Genomic DNA, 22198 nt, shown 5'->3' with positions numbered 1-22198 from the left:
AGCAATTGCAACAACAACGGCAAGCTCCGGGGTTACGCTTGGTTGATGCCGAACCTTCTTGGGCCTCTTGAATGAAATTCGCCATCCTCTCCCGCAACAGCCAGCTGTATTCGACCCGCCGCCTGGTCGAGGCGGCGCGCGGGCGCGGCCACAGCGTGCGCGTGCTGGATCCGCTGCGCTGCTACATGCGCATCGCCTGCGACGGTTTCGGCATGCATTACAAGGGCCGGCCCGTATCCGGATACGACGCGGTGCTGCCGCGGATCGGCGCTTCGGTCACCCGCTACGGCACTGCGGTGCTGCGCCAGTTCGAGCTGATGGGCAGCTTCAGCCCCAATCCGTCGGACGCGATCCTGCGCGCGCGCGACAAGCTGCGCGCGCACCAGTTGCTGGCCGCGCAGGGCATCGGCCTGCCGGCGACGGTGTTCGGCGACAACCCCGACGACACCGCCGACCTGCTGTCGATGCTCGGCCCACCACCCCATGTGATCAAGCTGACCGAAGGTACGCAGGGCGCCGGCGTGATGCTCACCGAGAAGCTTTCGGCCTCGCGCAGCGTGGTCGAGGCCTTGCGTGGCTTGTACGCCAATTTCGTCGTGCAGGAATTCATCGGCGAAGCGCAGGGCGCCGACCTGCGCTGCTTCGTGGTCGGCGACCGCGTGGTGGCCTGCATGCGCCGGCAGGCGCCCGAAGGGGATTTCCGTTCCAACCTTCATCGCGGCGGTAGCGCCGAGGTCGCCGAGGCCAGTGCCGAGGAAGCCGCCACCGCGGTGCGCGCGGCGCAGGGGCTGGGGCTGGAGATCGCCGGCGTCGACCTGATCGCCTCGCAGCGCGGACCATTGGTGCTGGAGGTCAATTCGACCCCGGGGCTGGAAGGTATCGAGCAGGCGACCGGGCGGGGCATTGCCGAGGCGATCATCGATCACATCGCCGGTCGGGTCATCTCTCGTCAATAAAATCAAAGTGTTACGTTTCGGCGCCAGATTGCCCACCAATCCTTAACGAAATTTTTAACATTGGTTTAATCGCCCGGCCGCTAGGCTGTCCGAACCGCGATTCCTGCACGCCCCGTCAGTGCGACTGGATGCACAGGATTACGGTAAATCGGGGTTGTTCTTGGCCCGGGCAGGACCACTGCCCGGGCTTTTTTTTGGCTTCCCGTAGGAGCGCCCTTGGGTGCGATTGGGAGCCTTCGAATCCGCGGAACCTCGGTGCGCTGCCGTTTTATGGTCGCGCCCAGAGGGGCGCTCCTGTGAGGCACGCGGCGGCTTCATGCGAAAGCCGGGTGGAATTTGTTAAGTTGCGATTGTTAAACCGAGGGAACCCGCAACGCTGGCCGCGGTCGATACGTGCCACGCCTACAGGAGCTGCCCCATGCGCATCCTCGTCATCGAAGACAACAGCGACATCGCCGCCAACCTGGGCGATTACCTGGAAGACCACGGCCATACGGTCGATTTCGCCGCCGACGGCGTCACCGGACTGCATCTTGCGGTGGTCCACGAGTTCGACGCCATCGTGCTGGACCTGAACCTGCCGGGCATGGACGGTCTGGAGGTCTCGCGCAAGCTGCGCAATGAAGCGCGCAAGCAGACCCCGATCCTGATGCTGACCGCGCGCGACACTCTGGACAACAAGCTGGCGGGTTTCGATTCGGGCGCCGACGACTACCTGGTCAAGCCGTTTGCATTGCAGGAAGTCGAGGTGCGGCTCAACGCGCTGTCGCGCCGCGGCAAGGCGCCACAGACCCGCGTGCTGGAAGTCGGCGAGCTGGAATACAACCTGGACACGCTGGAAGTGCGCCGTCAGGGCAAGCTGCTGCAGCTCAACCCGACCGCGCTGAAGATCCTGCAGGCGCTGATGGAGGCCTCGCCGGCGGTGGTGACGCGACAGGAGCTGGAAACCCGCGTGTGGGGCGAGGAACTGCCCGATTCGGATTCGCTGCGCGTGCACATCCACGGCCTGCGCAGCGTGGTCGACAAGCCGTTCGACAGCGCCTACATCCAGACGCGCCACGGCATCGGCTACCGGATCGCCGCGCCCGATGGCAGCAACTGACCCCGCCCCTGCGCGACGGCGCCCGGTGCTGCGGCGCCGGCTGCGCACCCGCATCGTCATGTCTTTCTTCCTGTTGGGCCTGGGCCTGACCCTGCTGCTCGCGTTCGCGACCAATTGGGTCCGCAACCGCGTCGAGGAAGACATGATCACCGACTTGATGGATCGCAATATCGATGCCTACGCGCAGCGCTACTTCTCCAGCGGCGGCCGCGACATCGGGTTGCCCGTGCAGCAGATGTATGGACGGGTGGTCTCCAAGGAGAAATACGCGGATTTGAAGAACGAGTACCCGGAGTGGTACAGCCTCGGCGAGGGCATCCACAATCTCAGCGGGACCAACGAAGACGGCACGCCCTTCAGTTACAAGCTCGCGGTGCGGAAGACTCCCGATCATTGGTTCTTCCTGGCCTACGATACGGGCGAGAGCGTACGTCGCAGCCAGAAGTTCGAGCGCGCGCTGTACATCGTGGTGCCGGTATTTACCGTAATTTCGTTGCTGATCGGCTGGTGGTCCGCATCGCGGGTGATGAGCCCGGTATCGGAACTCGCTTTGCGCCTGCGCGCTTATCGTGGCAGCAGCAACCCCCGGCCGCTGGCGCCCCATTTCCCCGAGGACGAGGTCGGTGAGCTGGCCAAGGCGCTGGACGATTATTCGCAGCGCCTGACCGAAGTGGTGCAGCGCGACCGCGAGTTCAATGCCGACGTCAGCCACGAACTGCGCACGCCGCTGGCGGTGATCCGCGGCGCTACCGAACTGCTGCTGGCGAGGCCCGATCTGGACGAGAAACTGGTCCAGCGCCTGCTGCGCATCCAGCGCGCCGAACAGCAATGCACCGACCTGATCGGCTCGCTGCTGCTGCTGTCGCGCAACGAACGCGGGCAGGGCAGTACGCTGGTGGCCAAGGTGGTGGAGCAGCAACTCGACGCGCATCGCGCGCAACTGGGCAACAAACCTATTGAACTTCGCATGGAAGGCGAGAGCGGCCTGACCGTCGACGCGCCCGAGTCGGCGCTGGCGGTGGCGCTGGGCAACCTGATCGGCAACGCGGTCAAGTACACGCAGGAAGGGTCGGTCACGGTGAAGCTGCATGCGGATGCGGTCGAAGTGATCGACACCGGTCCGGGCCTGAGCGAAGAGGACGCCGCGCGGCTGTTCGAACGCGGCTATCGAGGCACCCATGCCGGTCATTCGCAGGGCGGGGGTATCGGCTTGTCCATTGTCCGCCGGCTATGCGATCTGTACGACTGGCAGGTCGGCGTGCGGCCGGGTGCGGAACGCGGCGTGATCGCGACCCTGAAGTTCTCGCGTGCATCGTAGGAGCGCACTTCAGTGCGCGACCGGGAGCCTTCGGGTTTTACGGAAAATTCCGCGCAGCGCCGTTCTACGGTCGCGCACTGAAGTGCGCTCCTACAAAGAGATCCAGAAACAGCCGTAGCTGCGGCGCAGGCCGAAGGTCGTGCTGGCCGTGGCGCTGCCGTTCTTCAGCGATTGCATCACCCGCAGACCGGTCGGGCGCGATAGCGTGGCGGTCTGCGGGTAGTAACCATCCTCGTTCGTGTCGACGATGTTGCCGGCGTCGTCGGTGATCGGCGGCGGAGCCGGGCGGATCGGCTCGATGTCGAGCAAGGGGCGATCGACGATGACCTGGAGCCGGTCGAGGATCCGGTTCGCCGCTTCGTCGGACGCGCCGGCCCACTGGTACACGCTGGCCAGCCGGTTGACGTCGCGGTTGTCGATCGCGGCGGTGATCTGGTGGACCAGGTCGCTGAGCGTGCGCGAACAGCCGCCGCGCAACGGCGAGCCGCCGACGTTGCCGGCCGTGGGCGTGGCGGCACGCGGCAGCGCATCCATCGCGCCGACGTCTTCGCAGCGCTTGTCGGTGAACACCGGTTTGCCATCCATCCCTTCGCAGCGATGCACGCCTCGTTGCGCACGGGCGTCGTGCGGCCAGAACGCGGCCGCGCAGATCAGCGCGAGGATCGCCAGCAGGGAACAGGAACGCATCGACGCAGCCTAGCGCGGCGCCCGCGCGCCTGTCATCCCAGCCGCGACAACACTGCCTGGGTCGGCTTGGCCAGGTTCAGCGTGTAGAAATGCAGCGAAGGCGCGCCGCCGGCGACCAGTCGTTCGCACAGGCGCGCGACCACGTCGGCGCCGAACTCGCGGATCCCCTCCGCGTCGTCGCCGAAGGCCTGCATGCGCTTGCCCAGCCAGCGCGGGATTTCGGCGCCGCAGGCTTCGGAGAAGCGGCGCAACTGGCTGAAGTTGGAGATCGGCATGATCCCCGGCACGATCGGCACCTGCACGCCGAGGCGGCGAACGGCGTCGATGAAGTGGAAATACGCGTCGGGATTGTAGAAATACTGGGTGATCGCGCCGTCGGCGCCGGCGTCGATCTTGGCCTTGAAATGCTTGAGGTCGACCATCGCGTCTTCGGCCTGCGGATGCATTTCCGGATACGCGCCGACTTCGATGTGGAAGTGACTGCCGTGTTCGGCACGGATGAACTCGATCAGCTCCGACGCGTAGCGCAGGTCGCCCGGGTGGCCCATGCCCGAGGGCAGGTCGCCGCGCAGCGCGACGAGGCGCTTGCAGCCGATCGCCCGGTACAGCTTCAGCAGTTCGCGGATTTCCTCGCGGCTGCCGCCGACGCAGGAGATATGCGGCACGGCTTCGAAGCCGTGTTCCTGCTTGAGGTGACGCACCGTTTCCGAAGTGAAGCTCAGGGTCGAGCCGCCCGCGCCGAAGGTGCAGGAGACGTATTCGGGCGAATACGTCTTCAGCTTCTCCGCGGTGCGGTCGAGTTGCGAGCGCTGCTCGTCGGTTTTCGGCGGATAGAACTCAAATGAAACGGGAGTCTGCATGGGGCATCCAAGTCGAAGCCGGGCTGCTTGAGGTTGCATGAAAATCCGCGCCGTCATCCCGGCGCAAGCCGGGATCCATATTGCCTTTGCCGTGCGCCGGAGGGGGAGGGCAACGGCAAACTGGATTCCTGCTTGCGCTGGAATGACGAGCATAAAGCGACGGGCAGGACTCAGTAGCGGTAGTGCTCCGGCTTGTACGGGCCTTCGACTGGCACGCCGAGGTAGTCGGCCTGGGCCTGGGTCAGCTTGGTCAGCTTCACGCCGATCTTCTCCAGGTGCAGGCGGGCGACTTCCTCGTCGAGCTGCTTCGGCAGGCGGTACACGGTCTTCTCGTACACGTCCTTGTTCGCCCACAGGTCGATCTGCGCCAGGGTCTGGTTGGAGAACGAGTTCGACATCACGAAGCTCGGATGGCCGGTCGCGCAACCCAGGTTGACCAGGCGGCCTTCGGCCAGCAGGAAGATGCTGTTGCCGTTGGCGAAGGTGAACTTGTCGACCTGCGGCTTGATGTTGGTCTTGGTCGCGCCCGAGGCGTACAGCGCATCGACCTGGATCTCGTTGTCGAAGTGGCCGATGTTGCAGACGATGGCTTGGTCCTTCATCGCCTTCATGTGTTCGAGGGTGATGATGTCCTTGTTGCCGGTCGTGGTGACGTAGATGTCGGCCTGGCCCAGGGTGTCTTCCACCGTGTTGACCTCGAAGCCTTCCATCGCCGCCTGCAGCGCGCAGATCGGGTCGATCTCGGTGACGACGACGCGGGCGCCGTAGGCGCGCAGCGAATGCGCCGAACCCTTGCCGACGTCGCCGTAGCCGCAGACCACCGCGACCTTGCCGGCCAGCATCACGTCCATCGCGCGCTTCAGGCCGTCGGCCAGCGATTCGCGGCAGCCGTACAGGTTGTCGAACTTGGACTTGGTCACCGAGTCGTTGACGTTGATCGCCGGCACCAGCAACTTGCCCTGTTCGGCGATCTGGTACAGACGGTGCACGCCGGTGGTGGTTTCCTCGGACACGCCCTTCCAGTCCTTGACCACGTTGGTCCAGAAGCCGGGGCGTTCCTTGGCGACGCGCTTCAGCAGGTTCTTGATGATCTGCTCTTCGTGCGAGGAAGCCGGTTCGTCGACCCACTTCGAACCCTGTTCCAGCTCATAGCCCTTGTGGATCAGCAGGGTCACGTCGCCGCCGTCGTCGACGACCAGTTCCGGGCCCTTGCCGCCGGGGAAGGTCACCGCGTCCAGCGTGCAGTCCCAATATTCTTCCAGCGATTCGCCCTTCCACGCGAACACCGGAGTGCCGGTCGCGGCGATCGCGGCGGCGGCGTGGTCCTGGGTCGAGAAGATGTTGCACGAAGCCCAGCGCACGTCGGCGCCGACGTCCTTCAGCGTCTCGATCAGCACCGCGGTCTGGATGGTCATGTGCAGCGAGCCGGTGACGCGCACGCCCTTGAGCGGCTTGCCGGCGGCGTATTTCTTGCGGATCGACATCAGGCCCGGCATCTCGTGCTCGGCGATGTCGATTTCCTTGCGGCCCCAGTCGGCCAGCGAGATGTCGGCGACCTTGTAGTCGCCTTCGGTTGAGAAGGTCTTGACCTGTGCGTTCATGGTGTACGGCTCCGGATAGGGCGAGGCGGACTCGCATTCTGTTCCGGGCGCCGTTACCGATGAATGCCGCCGAGCCTGGCTGTATTGAAAAGTCCGCACATGGATGTGCGGGCTCTTGCGGAGGGATCCGCATACAGTCGCAGCGCCCCTCGACGGCAACAGGATTATATCGCTTGTTCCGGATGAAACGATAAATGCCGAAATCACGGCCATGGGGTAGGCTTGCAGTGGTCTGCTGCAATGCCGCAATTGGTATGTGATTGGCTTGTTCCCGCGTCGCCCCTCTCCCCATCGAAGCACCCGATGAACAACCCCCAGAGCCTCGAATTCGCCGCTCCCGATATTCCCCTGCGCGAGGACGTGCGCAAGCTCGGCGCCCTGGTCGGCGACATGCTGGCCGAACAGGTTTCGCCGGAATTCCTCGCCGAAGTCGAACGCGTGCGCACCGCCGCCATCGCGCGGCGCCAAGGCAACGAACCCCCGCAATCGCTGGCGGGCCTGCTCGCCGACCTGCCGCCGCATCGCGCCGAAGCGTTGATCCGGGCGTTCAGCGCCTACTTCCAGGTGGTCAACATCGCCGAGCGCGTGCACCGCATCCGCCGCCGCCGCGATTATCAGCGCCAGGGTGGCGCGCCGCAGCCGGAAGGCGTGCACGCCAGCCTGCTGCAGCTGCAAGCCGAGGGTGCGGATTTCGATGAGGTCGCCGCTTGGCTGCCGCGCATCGACATCGAGCCGGTATTCACTGCGCATCCGACCGAAGCGGTGCGCCGCGCCTTGCTGGAAAAGGAACAACTGATGGTCGCCAGCCTGGTCAACGGGCTGGATGGCGGGCGCACGCCCGGCGAGCGTGCCACCGACATCGAACGGTTCCGCATGGCCCTGACTTCGGCCTGGCAGACCGCCGATTCCTCACCGGTGCGGCCCGGCGTCGAGGACGAACGCGAGCACGTCGGCTTCTACGTCACCGAAGTGCTGTACCGGGTGATGCCGGTGTTCTACGAGACCCTGGAAACTGCATTCCGCGAAACCTGGGGCAAGGCGCCGGAAATCCCGCGCCTGTTGCGCTTCGGCACCTGGGTCGGCGGCGACATGGACGGCAATCCCAACGTCGATGCCACGACCATCGCCGAAACCCTGCGCGCGCAGCGCCGGTCGATCCTGAAGAAGTACCTGAAGGAACTCGGCCAGCTCGCCACCTTGCTGAGCCAGTCGCTGGGTGTGGCGACGGTTTCGCCGCAGGTGCTGCAGCGGATCGAGGAATACCGCGCGCGGCTGCCGGAAGCGGCGGCCCGCTCGCGCCCGCGCCATGGCGACCAGCCCTATCGCCTGCTCAACGACCTGATGCGCGCGCGCCTGAAGGCGACGCTGGAAGGAACTGCGGGCGGCTACGCCGGGCCGGAGGAACTGGCCGCCGACATCGAATTGATCCTGCACAGCCTGGAGGCGAACAAGGGCATCCACGCCGGCTGGTTCGCGGTGCGCCGGCTGTTGTGGCGCGTGCGCAGTTTCGGCTTCCATCTTGCGCGGCTGGACGTGCGCCAGGAGTCCAGCGTGCATGCGCGCGCGGTCGCCGCGGCGCTTGGCGATGCGCAATGGGAAGGCCGCAATGCGGTGGAGCGCGCCGCGCTGCTCGGCCCCTACGCGGGCGGGGAAAAGCCGTTGCCGGCCTCGCAGGACGAGGGCAATCCGCGCCTCGATGCGGTGTTCGCCGCGCTGGCCGAAGCGCGCCACCTGCACGGCGCCGACGCGCTGGGCGCGTACATCATCAGCATGGCCCATGACCGCGCCGACGTGCTGACCGTGCTGGCGCTGGCGCGGCGTGGCGGACTGGTCGATGGCGACGGGCACGTGCCACTGGACATCGCACCGCTGTTCGAGACCGTCGACGACCTGCGCCACGGTCCCGGCACGCTGCGCGACCTGTTGGCCGACCCGGTGTATCGCGAACACCTGGCGGCGCGCGGCAACGTGCAGATGGTGATGCTGGGGTATTCCGACAGCGGCAAGGACGGGGGCATCGCGGCCTCGCGCTGGGGCCTGCAGCGCGGACAGGTCGAATTGCTCGAAGCCGCGGACGAACTGGGCATCAAGCTGACCTTCTTCCATGGCCGCGGCGGTTCGATCAGCCGCGGCGGCGGCAAGACCACGCGCGCGGTCGACGCGTCGCCGCGCGGCAGCGTCGACGGGCGCCTGCGCGTGACCGAACAGGGTGAGGTGATCCACCGCAAGTACGGCATCCGCGCGCTGGCGCTGCGTTCGCTGGAACAGGCCGCGGGTGCCGTGCTCGTATCGAGCATCCGCCCGCGTCCGCCGGAGCCGCGCGAGGCGAAGTGGCGCGAGGTGATGGACCTCGTCGCCGAGGCCAGCAGCCGCGCCTATCGCGATTTCGTCGGCGCGCCGGGGTTCATGGACTATTTCCGCAGCGCCACGCCGATCGACGTGATCGAGCGCATGACCCTGGGTTCGCGGCCGTCGCGCCGGCTGGGCCAGGATGCGGCGCTGTCCAACCTGCGCGCGATCCCCTGGGTGTTCGCCTGGAGCCAGGCGCGCGCGGTGATTCCCGGCTGGTTCGGCGTCGGCAGCGGCCTGCAGGCGGCGGTCGATGCCGGCCATGAAGCCACGTTGCGCGAGATGGCCCGCGAGTGGCCGTTCTTCCGCACCTTCCTCGACGACATCTCGATGGTGCTGGCCAAGGGCGACATCAGCATCGCCGAGATGTTCTCGCGCCTGTCGGGCCCATTGCACGACACGTTCTTCCCGCGCGTGCAGGGCGAGTACGCGACGACCCGCGACTGGGTGCTGTCGCTGGGCGGCAACGAGTGGCTGCTGCAAAACGACCAGCGCCTGGCATTGTCGATCCGCCTGCGCAATCCCTATGTCGATCCGATCAGCGTGATGCAGGCCGACCTGCTGAAGCGCTGGCGCGAAAGCGGACGCGAGGACGATGAACTGCTGCGCGTGCTGGTCGCCACCGTCAACGGCGTTTCGCAGGGCGTGCAGAACACGGGCTGATCGTCGCTTTCGTAGGAGCGCCCCTGGGCGCGACCGGAACTTCCATGGCCGATTCCACCTGTTGTCGTTTTCTCGGTCGCGCCCAGGGGCGCTCCTACGAAATCAGGTGTCCAGCTCGCTCCATCGCGTATAGGCCGCGTCCAGCTCGGCTTGCAATGCGGCCAAGGCTTCGTTCGCACGCATGATCGCCGCGCTGTCCTGCTGGAAGAATCCCGGGTCGTTCATCGCCTCGCTGCGTGCGGCGATCTCGGCTTCCAGCGATTCGATCCTGGCGGGCAACTGTTCCAGTTCGCGCGCGTCCTTGTAGCTGAGCTTCTTCTTCGTTGAAAGCAAATCCCCCGTGGCCCCCTTCGACAAAGGGGGCGAAGCGACGGCAGAAGCAGGAGTCGGTGTTTTTGCTTCCCCCTTTGAAAAAGGGGGATTGAGGGGGATTTGCCTTTCCGGCCGCTGCCGCAACCAGTCGGAATAGCCGCCGACGTATTCGCCGAGCCGGCCGCCGCCTTCCAGCACCAGGGTGCTGGTGACGACGTTGTCGAGGAAGTCGCGGTCGTGGCTGACCAGCAGCAGCGTGCCCTTGTAGTCCAGCAGCAGCTCTTCGAGCAGTTCCAGCGTTTCCACGTCCAGGTCGTTGGTCGGTTCGTCCATCACCAGCAGGTTGGACGGCTGCGCGAACAGCCGCGCCAGCAGCAGGCGGTTGCGTTCCCCGCCGGACAGCCGGGTGATCGGCGCGCGGGCGCGTTCGGGCGAGAACAGGAAATCCTGCAGGTAGCCGATCACGTGTTTGCGGCTGCCGTTGATCTCGACGAAATCGCGGCCGCCGGCGACGTTCTCCAGCGCGTTGCGCGATTCGTCCAGCTGGCTGCGATGCTGGTCGAAATAGGCGATCTGCAGCCCGGTGCCCAGCTTGACCTCGCCCGCATCGGGCTTCAGTTCGCCGAGCAGGATCTTCAGCAGGGTGGACTTGCCGGAACCGTTCGGGCCGATGATGCCGATGCGGTCGCTGCGCATGACGGTGGCGGAGACATCGTCCAGCAGCACGCGCTCGCCGAAGCGTTGCGACACGTGCGTCCCTTCGATTACCTTGCGTCCGGAAGCCTGCGCGGCGGCGGCTTCCATCTTCACGTTGCCGGCCAGGTCGCGGCGTTGCGCGCGTTCGCGGCGCATTGCCTTCAGTGCGGTCACCCGGCCTTCGTTGCGGGTTCGCCGCGCCTTGATGCCCTGGCGGATCCAGACTTCTTCCTGCGCCAGCAGCTTGTCGAAGCGTTCGTTCTCCATCGCCTCGGCGTGCAGGCGCTCCTCGCGGCGGCGCAGGTAGTTGTCGTAATCGCCGGGCCAGGACGTCAGCCGGCCGCGGTCGATCTCGACGATGCGCGTGGCCAATGCGCGCAGGAAGCTGCGGTCGTGGGTGACGAAGACCAGGCTGCCGGCGAACGATTTGAGGAAGCCTTCCAGCCAGCCGATCGCTTCGATGTCGAGGTGGTTGGTCGGTTCGTCCAGCAGCAGGATGTCGGGTTCGCGTACCAGTGCCTGGGCCAGCAGCACGCGCCGCTTCATGCCGCCGGAAAGCGCGGCGAAGTCGCCATCGCCGTCCAGTTCCAGCCGGTCCAGCGTGGCCTGCACGCGGCGGTCGAGGTCCCAGCCGTTTTCCGCATCGATGCGGGTTTGCGCCGCGGCCATCGCCGCCATGTCGCCGTCGTGTACGGCATGGTGGAAACGGGCCAGCAGTTCGCCCAGCTCACCCAGCCCTTGCGCGACCACGTCGAATACGCTGCCGTCGGTGTCGTTCGGCACTTCCTGGGCCATGCGCGCGACCACGACGCCGTTCTGCACGCGGATTTCGCCGTCGTCCGGCTTCAGTTCGCCTGCGATCAGCCGCATCAGCGTGGACTTGCCCGCGCCGTTGCGGCCGACGATGCAGATGCGCTCGCCGGCTTCGATGGACAGGTCGACGTGTTCGAGCAGCAGCGGGCCGCCGACGCTGAAGTCGACGCGCTGGAGTTGCAGTAGGGACATGCGGCCATTTTACCGGGCGCGAAAAGAAAACGGGCCGCTTGCGCGGCCCGTCCGGGGTGCTTCCCGAAGCGAAGGTTTACTTCAGCTTCGCGGCCTTGCGCAGCTCGTCGGCCTTGTCGGTCTTTTCCCACGAGAAGGCGGTGGCGGTGTGCTTCTTGCCGGCGCCGTCGACGTAGGAGATTTCCTTCGGCTTGCGGCCGAAGTGGCCGTAGCTGGCGGTGGCTTGGTAGATCGGGTGCTCCAGGTCCAGCATCTTGGTGATGCCGTACGGGCGCAGGTCGAAGTGCTTGCGGATCAGCTTCTCGATGGTGTCGTCGCCGACCTTGCCGGTGCCGAAGGTGGTCACCGAGATCGAGGTCGGCTCGGCCACGCCGATGGCGTAGGAGACCTGCACTTCGCACTTGTCGGCCAGGCCCGCGGCGACGATGTTCTTGGCCACGTAGCGCGCGGCGTAGGCGGCCGAACGGTCGACCTTCGACGGATCCTTGCCCGAGAACGCGCCGCCGCCGTGGCGGGCCATGCCGCCGTAGCTGTCGACGATGATCTTGCGGCCGGTCAGGCCGCAGTCGCCCACCGGGCCGCCGATCACGAACTTGCCGGTCGGGTTGATGTGCACCTTGTTCTTGGGCAGCGCTTCCAGCCACTTCTTCGGCAGCACCGGCACGAGGATCTCCGAGCGCACGGCTTCGATCAGGTCCTTCTGCTTGATGTCCGGATCGTGCTGGGTCGACAGCACCACGGCGTCGAGGCCGACGATGTCGTGGCCGTCGTAGCGCAGGGTGACCTGCGACTTCGCATCGGGGCGCAGCCACTTCAGCTTGCCGTTCTTGCGCACCTTGGCCTGCTGTTCGACCAGGCGGTGGCTGTAGTACAGCGGCGCGGGCATGTATTCCGGCGCTTCGTTGCAGGCGTAGCCGAACATCAGGCCCTGGTCGCCCGCGCCTTGCTCTTCCGGCTTCTTGCGGTCGACGCCCTGGTTGATGTCCGGCGACTGCTTGCCGAGCATGTTGATGATGGCGCAGGTATGGCCGTCGAAGCCGACGTTGGAATTGTCGTAGCCGATGCCGTTGATCACCTTGCGCGCCAGCGCCTCGATGTCGACCCACGCGGTGGTGGTGACTTCGCCCGCGACGATGGCGGCGCCGGTCTTGACCAGCGTTTCGCAGGCCACGCGCGCACGCTTGTCCTGCGCGAGGATCGCGTCGAGGACGGCGTCCGAAATCTGGTCGGCGATCTTGTCCGGATGGCCTTCGGAGACCGATTCGGAGGTGAACAGGTAGCTGGACATCGGGCTTATATCCCTTTATGCGGATGAAAAGATGGGCGCGCATCATACACGGATGCGCACGGGGGTGCATTGTGCATCGTTCAGGATTGCACGGGAATTAAGTTTCCGTCGCTCGGCTGGGGGCTGGGCCGGGTGCCGACGTGTCACGCCGCTGCCGCAAAACCGCAACCGGGCTGTCGCCGGCCGGGTTCAGGCTGCGCGGCGACACAGCCGCTCCCGTCCGCCGATGCAGCCGCTCGAACAACAGATCGCCGAACGCTACCCGCACTGGTTCCGCGGCCGCCGCGCCGCGCTGGCCCGGCCGTTGCTGCGCGGGCTGGGGCGGTGGTCGAAGCTGGACGCTGCCTACGGCTTCCTGGCCACGCACGGGCACCTGCGCGGCTTCGCCTTCCTCGAAGCCACCCTGGACTTCCTCAACCTGCGCTACGTGGTCGACCAGGTCGAAAGCCGGCGGGTGCCGGCCAGCGGGCGGCTGCTGATCGTCGCCAACCATCCATCCGGTGCGCTGGATGCCCTCGCCCTGCTGCATTTCGTCGGCAGCGTGCGCCGCGACGTGAAGATCGTCGCCAACGATTTCCTGGCGTCGATCGAGCCGCTGCGCGAACTGCTGCTGCCGGTGCGCATCCTCGGCGGCAAGCCCGGCGCGGACAGCTTGCGCGCGGTGGAGCAGGCGCTGGAGGCGGAACAGTGCGTGATCGTGTTCCCGGCCGGCGAAGTGTCGCGGCTGGGTCCGCGCGGCGTGCGCGACACGCGCTGGCGCCGGGGTTTCCTGCGTTTCGCCCGCAATACCGGCGCCCCGGTGCTGCCGGTGCGGATACAGGCGCGCAATTCGGCGTTGTTCTACGGGGCTTCCGCGCTGTTCAAGCCGGCCGGCACCGCGCTGCTGGCGCGGGAGATGTTCAAGCGTGCGCAGCGCCGCATCACCCTGCGTGTCGGGCGCCCCATGCAAGTGGAAGCCGAAGGCGACGCCGATGCGCAGATCGCCCGCGTGCGCGAGGCGCTGTACGCCATCGGGCGGAGTCCGGAAGACGTCGCCGATGCGCCGGAGCCGCTGGTCGCCGCCGTCGACCGCAAGGTGCTGGAACGCGAAATCGCCGGGTTGTCGATGCTGGGCCGCACCAGCGACGGCAAGGAGATCCGCGTCGGCCAGGTCGCCCCCGAATCTCCGCTGCTGCGCGAAATCGGCCGCCTGCGCGAATACACCTTCCGCCAGGTCGGCGAAGGCACCGGCAAGCGCCTCGACGTGGACGCCTACGATGCGCATTACGAACACATCGTGCTGTGGGACGCGCCTGCGCGACAGATCGCCGGCGCCTACCGCATCGCCCGCGGCGCACCGGTCCTGGCCCAGCACGGCCTCAAGGGCCTGTATACCGCCGGGCTGTTCCGTTACCGCGACGAGGCCCTGCCGCGCATCGCCGAGGGCATGGAACTGGGGCGCAGCTTCGTCGCCCCGGAATACTGGGGCAGCCGCAGCATCGACTACCTGTGGCAGGGCATCGGCGCCTACCTGCGCGCGCATCCGCGCGTGCGCTACCTGTTCGGTGCGGTGTCGATCAGCGCCGTGTTGCCGGTGGCGGCACGCGAACAGATCGTCGCCTACTACTCGCGCTACTACGGCGCACAGGCCGGCGACGCGGTGTCGATGCGTCCGTTCGAATACCTGGCCGCGATGCCCGACTTCGGCGAGCTCGACGGCGAGACCGCGTTCCGCGTGCTGAAGCAGAACCTCGACGCACTCGGCGCGACCGTGCCGATGCTGTACAAGCAGTACACCGACCTGTGCGAACCCGGCGGCGCGCGTTTCCTCGCCTTCGGCGTCGATCCTGCGTTCAGCGATTCGATCGATGGCCTGATCGAAGTCGACCTGCAGCGGATCCGCCCGAAGAAACGCGCCCGCTACCTGGAATCCCGTAGCGAAGACGAGGTGGCCGCATGAGTCCGCAGCAGAGCCAGGCGCCTATGCGCCGCGCGGTGTTCGTCTCCGACGTTCACCTGGGTTCCAAGCATTGCCATGCCGCCGAGTTCGCCGATTTCCTCGGCGGATTGCGTTGCCGGCAGCTGTATCTGGTCGGCGACATCGTCGACCTGTGGTGGATGGCGCAACGCCGCGCCGCCTGGGGCGCCGCGCACAACCGCGTGGTCGAAGCGCTGCACGCGCTGCGCCGCGCGGGCACGGAAATCGTCTACATCCCCGGCAACCACGACCGGCCGATCCGCAGGTTCTGCGGCCTGGCCCTGCCGGCGATGCAGGTGCGACGCCGCGCGATCCACGTCACCGCCGATGGCCGCCGCCTGCTGGTGACCCACGGCGACGAGTTCGACAACATCACCCATTTCGGCACGCTGCAGGAAAAATTCGGCGACTGGCTGTACTACCGCATCCTCACCGGCAACAAGCTGCTGAACTTCGTGCGCGCCCGGTTCGGCCTGCGCTACTGGTCGCTGTCGGAATTCCTCAAGCGCCAGAGCGGCGCGGCGGAGCGCTACATCGGTCGCTTCGTCCAGGCCGGCATCGACGATGCGAAGCGGCGGGGCCTGCACGGCATCGTCTGCGGCCACATCCACCGCGCCTCGCTGGTCCAGCGCGACGGACTGGTCTACGCCAACGACGGCGACTGGGTCGAAAGCCTTACCGCACTGGCGGAAGATGCGGACGGCACGCTGCGCCTGCTGGCCCATACCGGCGAAACGCTTTCGCTGGTGCCGCCGCGCTTGCGCCTGGTCATGGACGGCGAACCGCTGCCGCAGGCGGCCTGAGTACTGGCAGTCAGTTGGCCTGGCCGGATTTCTCCGCATCGCCGGTTTCTAGTGTCGTGGCGAGGATCATCGGCCCGCTCCACGCCGCATTGGTGGCTGCGAAGGAAAGGCTCGCGACTTCACGTGTCGGGTACGGGTTGCCGAGGCGCACTGCGTAGATCCGATAGCCGGAACCGTGGAAGACCGTCGCTCGCGGCCCAGGTTCCACCCAGGCAATGCGCGCCGCAAGCGAGTCCCCGGTGTCTGTCCACGCCTCCATGAGATCGCGTCCGTACACGATGGGCACGCGTGCATGGCTGCCGTCGGCATAGGCGATATCTAAGAAGGCATAGGGAACTCGGAGCAGGCCGGGCATGTCCTGCAACATGCAGCACGCGCCCATCAACAGATGGGCTACATCGAAGCGCGGCACCGGCACGGGTACCGACGTCGAGACGGTCGGTTTGATGTTTTCCCTTACCGGCATCGCCAGCGCGACCATGCCGCGGATGTCGTAATCGATACCGAGGAAGCGCTGCACGCCACTGGGGAGCGTCGAGAGGATGCCGGTATCGTCGCTATGAACGACATTGGCGGCGTCCAGATCCCTATTGATCGCCGCCGACAGGTCGACGAACGCGAAGCCGGGCTGCGTCACCACGGGGGTAGCTGGCTTTGGGGTGTGTACCCGCAGCGTGGACACGCGGGGTGGACCGGGATCGTCGGCACGCAGCGCCGCCCGTAGCGATGGATCCCCTCGGCTATCGTCCTCAAGCCACGATTGAAGTGTTTGCAGGGTTGTCACGGAGCGCGATTCACGCGGCAGTGGCCACCACACCCAGCGTCCATGGTGCGAACGCGCCAGCAGACTTCCGGCGTCGGGGGCGAACGCCAACTGCACAATCGTGTCATCCGAAGGCAGCGGTGCCGTCATCGGTGCCGCGGCCCATTCGCCGCTGTCCAGGTCGGTGACCACAACGCCTTGGCGGGACGCGCTGGCCAGCAGATGGCCGTCGTTGCTGATGGCCTGAGGCTTCAACAGGCCGCCAGGTAGATGCTGCATCGGGTGTTCCTTGCCGGCACCGTCGAGCCTTTGCGGCCCGAGTGTCGACCAGACGACGGAAACATGTCCGCCGCGGCGTGCCAGCAGCCCCAGCGGCTGGCGCTTGCCGAAAGTCCGAGCCGACAGTAGGTGGCCATCGCTCGGGTCGAATTGCAGCAGCTTCGCATCGGCGAATTCCGAAAGGCCTGTCAGCACGCTCAGCCGCGTGCCGCCAGCGTTGATCGATGCATCGACCACCGGTGTGCCGGCCAACTCGTCTTGGCGGGCGGCCTCCGGATGCCAGCCATCTGCGAAGACGCGACGCAGTGCGCTGGCGACATCGGGACCGACATGAAGGTCGCGGCCGATCTTGTGCAGCGTCGAAGCTTCGCGTACCGACAGTTCGCCGTAACGCCAATGCACGACCAGACGGCCGTCTGGCGAAAAGCGCAGGCCGTGCAGCGGGCCGGGCGCGGCGACATCGGTGGCCAGGCGCACGCCCTTGCGCAGGTCGTAGCTGGACAGAATCTCGTGGAACCGGCCATCGCGATAGGCTCCCGTACTGACCAACAGTTTTTCGGCACCGGGGCTGGCCGCTACGCGCAATGGCGAATCGACCAGCACGACGGGCGGGTGACGCAGGCGCCCGGAGCGCCAGTCGAACACGCGGATCTCGCGGCCACTGACGGTAACCAGACTACGGTCGTCCGAAGCCAGGAACGCCTGCGACACGGGTTGCGGATGGACGAATTCGGGCGAGACCGGGCGTTCGCCATCCACGGCGATCACGCGAGCCACGCGGCCATCGGCTGTGGCCACGTGGCTGCCGTCGAAATGCAGTACCGCGGCGATCTGCGGCGCCGCGCGGGTTTGCAATATGGGGTCGTCACGCCAGCGCCACAGACGCAGTTCGCCTTCGACATCGATGCTGGCGGCCAGATGCGTGGCAGGGGCCGCCGTGGCGGCATGGTTCTCGGCCGCGCTGCCGATCGGCAATTGCGGGACGAGCGGTTCCGCGGCCGCGATGCGCTGGTTCAAGCTGGTCGAGCCATTGGCATCGACAGGCAGTTGCCACAACGTCGCTTCCGGTGGATGCACCACGAAGACCGTACCGCGTTTCGCATCGACGTCGATTTGGCTGGCATCGAAGCGTCCGGCGGGCAATGCTCCGCCCTGGCCGCTGGTCACGTCCCAGACGAAGCCGCGGTCGCCAGCCGCGGCGGCCAGCCAGCGGCCGTCGGGGCTGAAAGACAGCCATTCCACCGATGTGTAGGGCCCCGGCTTGAGCTCGCGCGACGATCCGCGTCGGGTATCGAGCAGACGCACGGCGCCGTCGGCAGCGCCAAGCGCGAGCAGATCGCCACCCGGCTGCACGGCCCAGGCCGGCAACAAGGCGGATTTCGAAGCGCCGTGCACGATATGGCGAACGGCCAAAGTCCGCGGATCCAGTACTTCTATGCGCCCGGGCACCGACAACGCGACGAAACGGGCGCCGTCGCCGATCCGCCACATGGGGTTAACCCCGTCAATCGCGCGGCGTTCCGACAGTGCGCGCCAGCCGTCGATCTGGAACAGCTGCGTTTCGTTGCGATGGTTTCGCAACAACGCGAACCGACCATCTTCGCTGTAGGTGGCGTCGCGGAAATCGGCGAATCGTTCCGGTGGAGGCAGGGCGGTACGGCCGTCTGCGGCGTCGACGAGAATACTGTCTTGGCCCGACGGGCGGGTGACAACCCTTGGTCCGGCGCGTTCGGCAAGCAAATGGCGCCCATCGCGAGTAAAGCCGATCCGATAGACGACCTTGGTCGGCCAAAAGTGACTGGCGTTGCGCGTGTCGGCGCGCCACAGCTGGCGGCGCGTGCGCACATCGAACAAGCGCAGTACTCCTTCCCCGGACGAAGCTGCGAGCAGCGTCCCTTCGCGGTTCAGGGCAACGGCGAATCCCGGTCCTCCGATGTCGATGGCGTCGATCCCCTGTATGTTGTTCCGATGCAACGTGCCTAGGCGCAAACGTTCGAGGAGGACGCCGGCGGAATCGCCATGCGCTTCGCGTTCGCGGAGGTTGGCAAGCAACGGGGACGTGGCTTCGAACGTCAGGCCATTGCGGATCGCGTCCCATGCGCTATTTCCGCGAACTCTCCAGGTCTGCTCCCGCGCGACCTTGGCGCTGGCCTCTGCGCGGCGCCATTGCAATGCGGTCGCGACCGTACCGACCAGCAGGATGAGGACGGCGAGCCCGAGCGCGGAAGCCAGTTTCGGTTCGCGCCGGGCCCAGCGCAGCAGGCGTTGCGCGGCATTGAGCGGGCGCGCCTGCACGGCGCGTCCGTCGAGGAAGCGGCCGATATCGTCGGCCAGCGCGCGTGCGCTGGCATAACGCTGCCCCGGTGCTTCCGCGGTGCATTTGTGGCAGATCGCGCGCAAGTCGGACGGAGTTGCGTCAAGCGCGCCGCCATCGTCGCCGCCCGGCGGCCGGCCGCCCAGCAATTCGTGCAGGATCGCGCCCAGTCCCCAGACATCGGTGGCTTCGTCCAGCGGATGACCGGCGATCGCCTGCTCGGGTGCCATGTAGCCGGGCGTGCCCGCCACGAATTCGTCGTCGCTTGCGACGCCGATGCGGCGGGCCAGGCCGAAGTCGGCGATCAGCGGATGCCCGTGTTCGTCGATCAGTACGTTGCCCGGCTTCAGGTCCAGGTGCAGTACGCCGAGGCTGTGCGCGTAGGCCACCGCTTCGGCGATATGCCGCAACAGCACGGCGGCTTCGCGCGGCGTCCAGCGGTCGCCTTCGTGCAGCCGCTGCGCCAGGCTTTCGCCACGCACCAGTTGCATGGCGTAGTAGACCCCGTCGATCGATTCGCCCAGTTCGTGGATGGCGACGATGCCCGGGTGCTGCAGTTGCGCGGCATGGCGTGCCTCCTGCTCGAAGCGGGCGACGAATTCCGGCGAGGCCCAGGGCCCGCCCGACAGCAGCTTGATCGCCACTTCGCGCGCCAGCCCGCACTGGCGCGCACGGTAGACCAGGCCCATGCCGCCGCGGCCGATCAGTTCGAGCAATTCGTATTCGCCGAATTCGCGTTGCGCGGGGTCGGTCAGATCGGGTTCCGTCGCGACGCTCGCGTCGTGTTCGGCGGAGGTCGGTGCGCCGAATGCCGCGCGCGCCAGCGCCGGATTGCGCCACCAGCGGGTGACCCCGCGCGGCGGCGGCTCGTCGGCGCGCGCATCGTTCATTGCGAGGGCAGGGCAACGCCGCGCAGTTCGGCCAGTTCCTGCTCGAGCGCTTCGTGGCTGCCCACGGTCTGCAGCAACTCCAGGCGCACCAGTTCGCGCAAGCGCTGGCGCATGCGGTGTACCTGCACCGCCAAGGTGTTGCTGCGCATGCCGGTCGCAACCGCCAGGGCCTGCAATTCGTGCGGATCGGCGTGCTCCAGCAGCGGCGCCAGTTGCTCGAACTGTTCGCGCTTGCCCGTACCGATCCATTCGTCCTGCAAGCGGTTCATCGCGTGGCCGATCACCGTGCCCAGCCAGGCGCGGGTGAAGGCGGCATCGGGGGTCTCGTCTTCGTCGGCAATGCGGTCCAGCGCGTCGTCGCCCACGAGCGGCGCGCTGCGCTTGCGCGCGCTTTCGTGCAGGCGCTGGTCGACGACGAAACGGCGCAGCGCGGTCAACAGCAGCGAACGGAAGCGCCCGCGCTGCGGGTCGGCATCCGCATACCAGCCGCGTTCGAGGAAGTGCACGAAGAACGCCTGGGTCAGGTCTTCGGCATCGTTGCCGGCCATCCCGCTGCGACGCAGGTAGGCCAGCACCGGCGGGCGATAGGCGCGGCACAATTGCTCCAGCGCCTGGCGCGCGCGCTGCGGTTGTTCGCGCGCGGCCGCGATCAGGCTCCAGCGCGTGTCTTGGAAGCCGCTCATCCGTCGCCGACCGCCGTGCTGCGAAGCATCTCGCGCCCCCGGTTCCTCCTGCGCGAAATAACGTAGCGCGGGACCGGGCGCGGTCAGGTAGAGATCGAAGATGCGGCGACGGAACAGGTTGTCGGTCACGGTCACGGTCGCGGTCGCGGATGCGGCCGCGGACGGAGCGGCGAGAGAGGTCCGCACCGTCCGCGTAGCCGCGGTTACGGCTATGGCAGCGGCTTCAGATAGTGCTGGATGACGAAACGTCCGACCTGTTCTCCCTTGGTGACGGCCAGTGTGCAGCCGCTGCGGAAGTGGATGCCGGCATACACGCGCGCGCTGGCCGATTCGGCGGCCGCCTGCGACAGGCTGGCGTAGCTGCGGGTGACGGTTCTCGCCGGCAGCGACCAGGGCAGCGAAGGCGATGCCAGCGCCGGCAAGGTGATCGTCAGCGAATAGCCGACGTTGTCGGTGCCGAAATAGCGGCGCAGCACTTCGGTGTTCGCACCGCTGGCGGTGGGCAGGCCGCAGGTGTAGTCGGGGTAGGGCGGCGTGGACCATGGACCGGGGAACGAGAACAGCGGCAACCAGTTCGGGTCCGGCGCGGTGGCGGGGTTGCCGTAGTCGCCGGTCCAGCGGATCGCGGTGACCGGACGCCAGAAGGTATAGGCGTACTTGGTGTCGAACACCTGGATCGCGCCATCGGTTTCGGCCATGCGGGTCAACGCGAACAGGCGGGCTTCGTCCCACAGGTCGTGCATGCCGCGGTCGGCGATGATCGTGCGGGCCACCAGGTTCCAGTTGGCGCCACCGGCCGGCCAGAAGCGGGCGATGTCCGTCTCGGCGGAATTCGGCGCCGCGGCGCGCACGCTCAGCGCACCCACGTTCTTCACTTCGTTGTAGTCGCGGGTGTAGACCGCGCCGGTCAGGTCGAAGATCGCGCCGGGGTCGGAACGGAACTGCGACGAGTCGCGCATCGCGAACGGCAACCACTTGCCCACGGACGCTTCGGCAGGCACCGGGAAGTTCGGCGCGGTGGGTTGGTACACGCCCGCGGCCGGTGCGAGGGTGTACGGCGGATCGGGGTTTTCCGAACCGTCGCCCTGGCGCAAGGCCAGGATCGCGTGCGCAGCCTGCTGGCCCGCGGCGATGCCCGCGTTCTTCGCGATGCCATCGGGAATGGCGGCCAGCGCGTTCGTGTAGGCGGTGGCAACGTTGGCGCAAGCGGCTTGCTTCGCCGGCGTGGGCGCCGGGCCCGGAATGCAACCGAGACGGTCGACCAGCACGTCGCGTGCGGCTGCGGCGACGGCCGCTTCCGGCGAAGCGTACGCGGGCGCCGGCGATGCGACCGTATAGGTCTGGTAGCGCGGATCGATGTTGTTCAACGCGTCGTGGATGGCGATGTGCACCAGCGCGCCCAGGTAGGCGCGATGCGGCGGCGGACCGGCGGCAGGGGAAGCCTGGTCGTAGACCAGGTTCCAGTCGGTGACCGCATCGGCGCAAGCGGGTGCGGCGATGGCGAGGCCCACGGCGATCCCGAGCAACCCCAGGCATGGTTTCGAAGCGATGTTCATGGCGGATCCCTGCAATGATGGAAAGAAGTCGCCGCGCGCACGGGTGCGGGCGGCTTGCAGGAGTACGGGAATCCGCGCCGCCGATTACGGAACGCCGGCGCCGGTTAACATCCGCG

At 67.0% G+C, this 22198-nt stretch carries 14 protein-coding genes and 1 riboswitch; of the genes, 6 read left to right on the top strand and 8 right to left on the bottom strand.

All coding sequences use genetic code 11. From position 1 onward, the window contains the following. Positions 1-71 precede the first annotated feature (71 nt). The 3 genes from rimK (at position 72) to J5837_RS01635 (ending at position 3376) form a co-directional block, all read left to right on the top strand. Positions 72-956: a 30S ribosomal protein S6--L-glutamate ligase gene (gene rimK / locus J5837_RS01645; RefSeq protein ID WP_210534978.1), complete on the top strand. Its 885-nt coding sequence runs from the start codon at positions 72-74 to the stop codon at positions 954-956. Between the two features lie 418 nt (positions 957-1374). After that, a complete protein-coding gene (locus tag J5837_RS01640; protein ID WP_210534977.1) occupies positions 1375-2058 on the top strand; it encodes a response regulator transcription factor in 684 nt (227 codons plus the stop codon). Next, positions 2045-3376 (top strand): sensor histidine kinase, encoded by a 1332-nt coding sequence (locus J5837_RS01635; protein ID WP_210534976.1) that lies wholly within the window; start codon positions 2045-2047, stop codon positions 3374-3376. The genes J5837_RS01640 and J5837_RS01635 overlap by 14 nt, the downstream gene beginning before the upstream one ends. A 90-nt stretch (positions 3377-3466) precedes the next feature. Here the strand turns inward: J5837_RS01635 and J5837_RS01630 are convergent, their stop codons facing one another. From J5837_RS01630 to ahcY, 3 genes are all read right to left on the bottom strand, one after another. Next, positions 3467-4063: a hypothetical protein gene (locus tag J5837_RS01630; RefSeq protein ID WP_210534975.1), complete on the bottom strand. Its 597-nt coding sequence runs from the start codon at positions 4061-4063 to the stop codon at positions 3467-3469. 32 nt (positions 4064-4095) lie between these two features. Beyond that, the gene (metF, locus tag J5837_RS01625; protein WP_210534974.1) at positions 4096-4923 is read right to left on the bottom strand and encodes a methylenetetrahydrofolate reductase [NAD(P)H]; all 828 of its coding nucleotides are present in this window, start codon (positions 4921-4923) and stop codon (positions 4096-4098) included. Positions 4924-5093: 170 nt separating this feature from the next. Then, positions 5094-6524 (bottom strand): adenosylhomocysteinase, encoded by a 1431-nt coding sequence (ahcY, locus tag J5837_RS01620; RefSeq protein ID WP_210534973.1) that lies wholly within the window; start codon positions 6522-6524, stop codon positions 5094-5096. A gap of 38 nt (positions 6525-6562) precedes the next feature. Then, a riboswitch (S-adenosyl-L-homocysteine riboswitch) is annotated at positions 6563-6681 on the bottom strand. A 146-nt stretch (positions 6682-6827) separates the two neighbouring features. Between ahcY and ppc the strand changes: the two genes are divergently transcribed. After that, the gene (ppc, locus tag J5837_RS01615) at positions 6828-9536 is read left to right on the top strand and encodes a phosphoenolpyruvate carboxylase (RefSeq protein WP_210534972.1); all 2709 of its coding nucleotides are present in this window, start codon (positions 6828-6830) and stop codon (positions 9534-9536) included. A 102-nt stretch (positions 9537-9638) separates the two neighbouring features. Here ppc and J5837_RS01610 read toward each other — a convergent pair whose 3' ends face one another. Both J5837_RS01610 and metK read right to left on the bottom strand, forming a co-directional pair. After that, positions 9639-11549, bottom strand: coding sequence for an ATP-binding cassette domain-containing protein (locus tag J5837_RS01610; protein WP_210534971.1), 1911 nt, complete (start codon positions 11547-11549; stop codon positions 9639-9641). A 76-nt stretch (positions 11550-11625) separates the two neighbouring features. After that, the gene (metK, locus tag J5837_RS01605) at positions 11626-12837 is read right to left on the bottom strand and encodes a methionine adenosyltransferase (RefSeq protein WP_210534970.1); all 1212 of its coding nucleotides are present in this window, start codon (positions 12835-12837) and stop codon (positions 11626-11628) included. Positions 12838-13063: 226 nt separating this feature from the next. Between metK and olsF the strand changes: the two genes are divergently transcribed. Both olsF and J5837_RS01595 read left to right on the top strand, forming a co-directional pair. Continuing rightward, the gene (gene olsF / locus J5837_RS01600; RefSeq protein ID WP_210534969.1) at positions 13064-14776 is read left to right on the top strand and encodes a bifunctional ornithine lipid synthase OlsF; all 1713 of its coding nucleotides are present in this window, start codon (positions 13064-13066) and stop codon (positions 14774-14776) included. Next, positions 14773-15597: a UDP-2,3-diacylglucosamine diphosphatase gene (locus tag J5837_RS01595; protein WP_210534968.1), complete on the top strand. Its 825-nt coding sequence runs from the start codon at positions 14773-14775 to the stop codon at positions 15595-15597. Before olsF ends, J5837_RS01595 begins: the two co-directional genes overlap by 4 nt. Before the next feature lie 10 nt (positions 15598-15607). Here the strand turns inward: J5837_RS01595 and J5837_RS01590 are convergent, their stop codons facing one another. The 3 genes from J5837_RS01590 to J5837_RS01580 form a co-directional block, all read right to left on the bottom strand. Beyond that, positions 15608-19843 (bottom strand): WD40 repeat domain-containing serine/threonine protein kinase, encoded by a 4236-nt coding sequence (locus J5837_RS01590; protein WP_280518209.1) that lies wholly within the window; start codon positions 19841-19843, stop codon positions 15608-15610. Beyond that, the gene (locus J5837_RS01585; RefSeq protein ID WP_210534967.1) at positions 19840-20661 is read right to left on the bottom strand and encodes an RNA polymerase sigma factor; all 822 of its coding nucleotides are present in this window, start codon (positions 20659-20661) and stop codon (positions 19840-19842) included. The genes J5837_RS01590 and J5837_RS01585 overlap by 4 nt, the downstream gene beginning before the upstream one ends. Positions 20662-20735: 74 nt before the next feature. Continuing rightward, on the bottom strand, positions 20736-22082 hold the full coding sequence (locus J5837_RS01580; RefSeq protein WP_210534966.1) for a vanadium-dependent haloperoxidase: 1347 nt from the start codon (positions 22080-22082) through the stop codon (positions 20736-20738). Positions 22083-22198 lie beyond the last annotated feature (116 nt).

Source organism: Pseudoxanthomonas helianthi, assembly GCF_017939625.1.
Taxonomy (GTDB): domain Bacteria; phylum Pseudomonadota; class Gammaproteobacteria; order Xanthomonadales; family Xanthomonadaceae; genus Pseudoxanthomonas_A; species Pseudoxanthomonas_A helianthi.
This window is presented reverse-complemented; position numbering and strand designations above follow the sequence as displayed.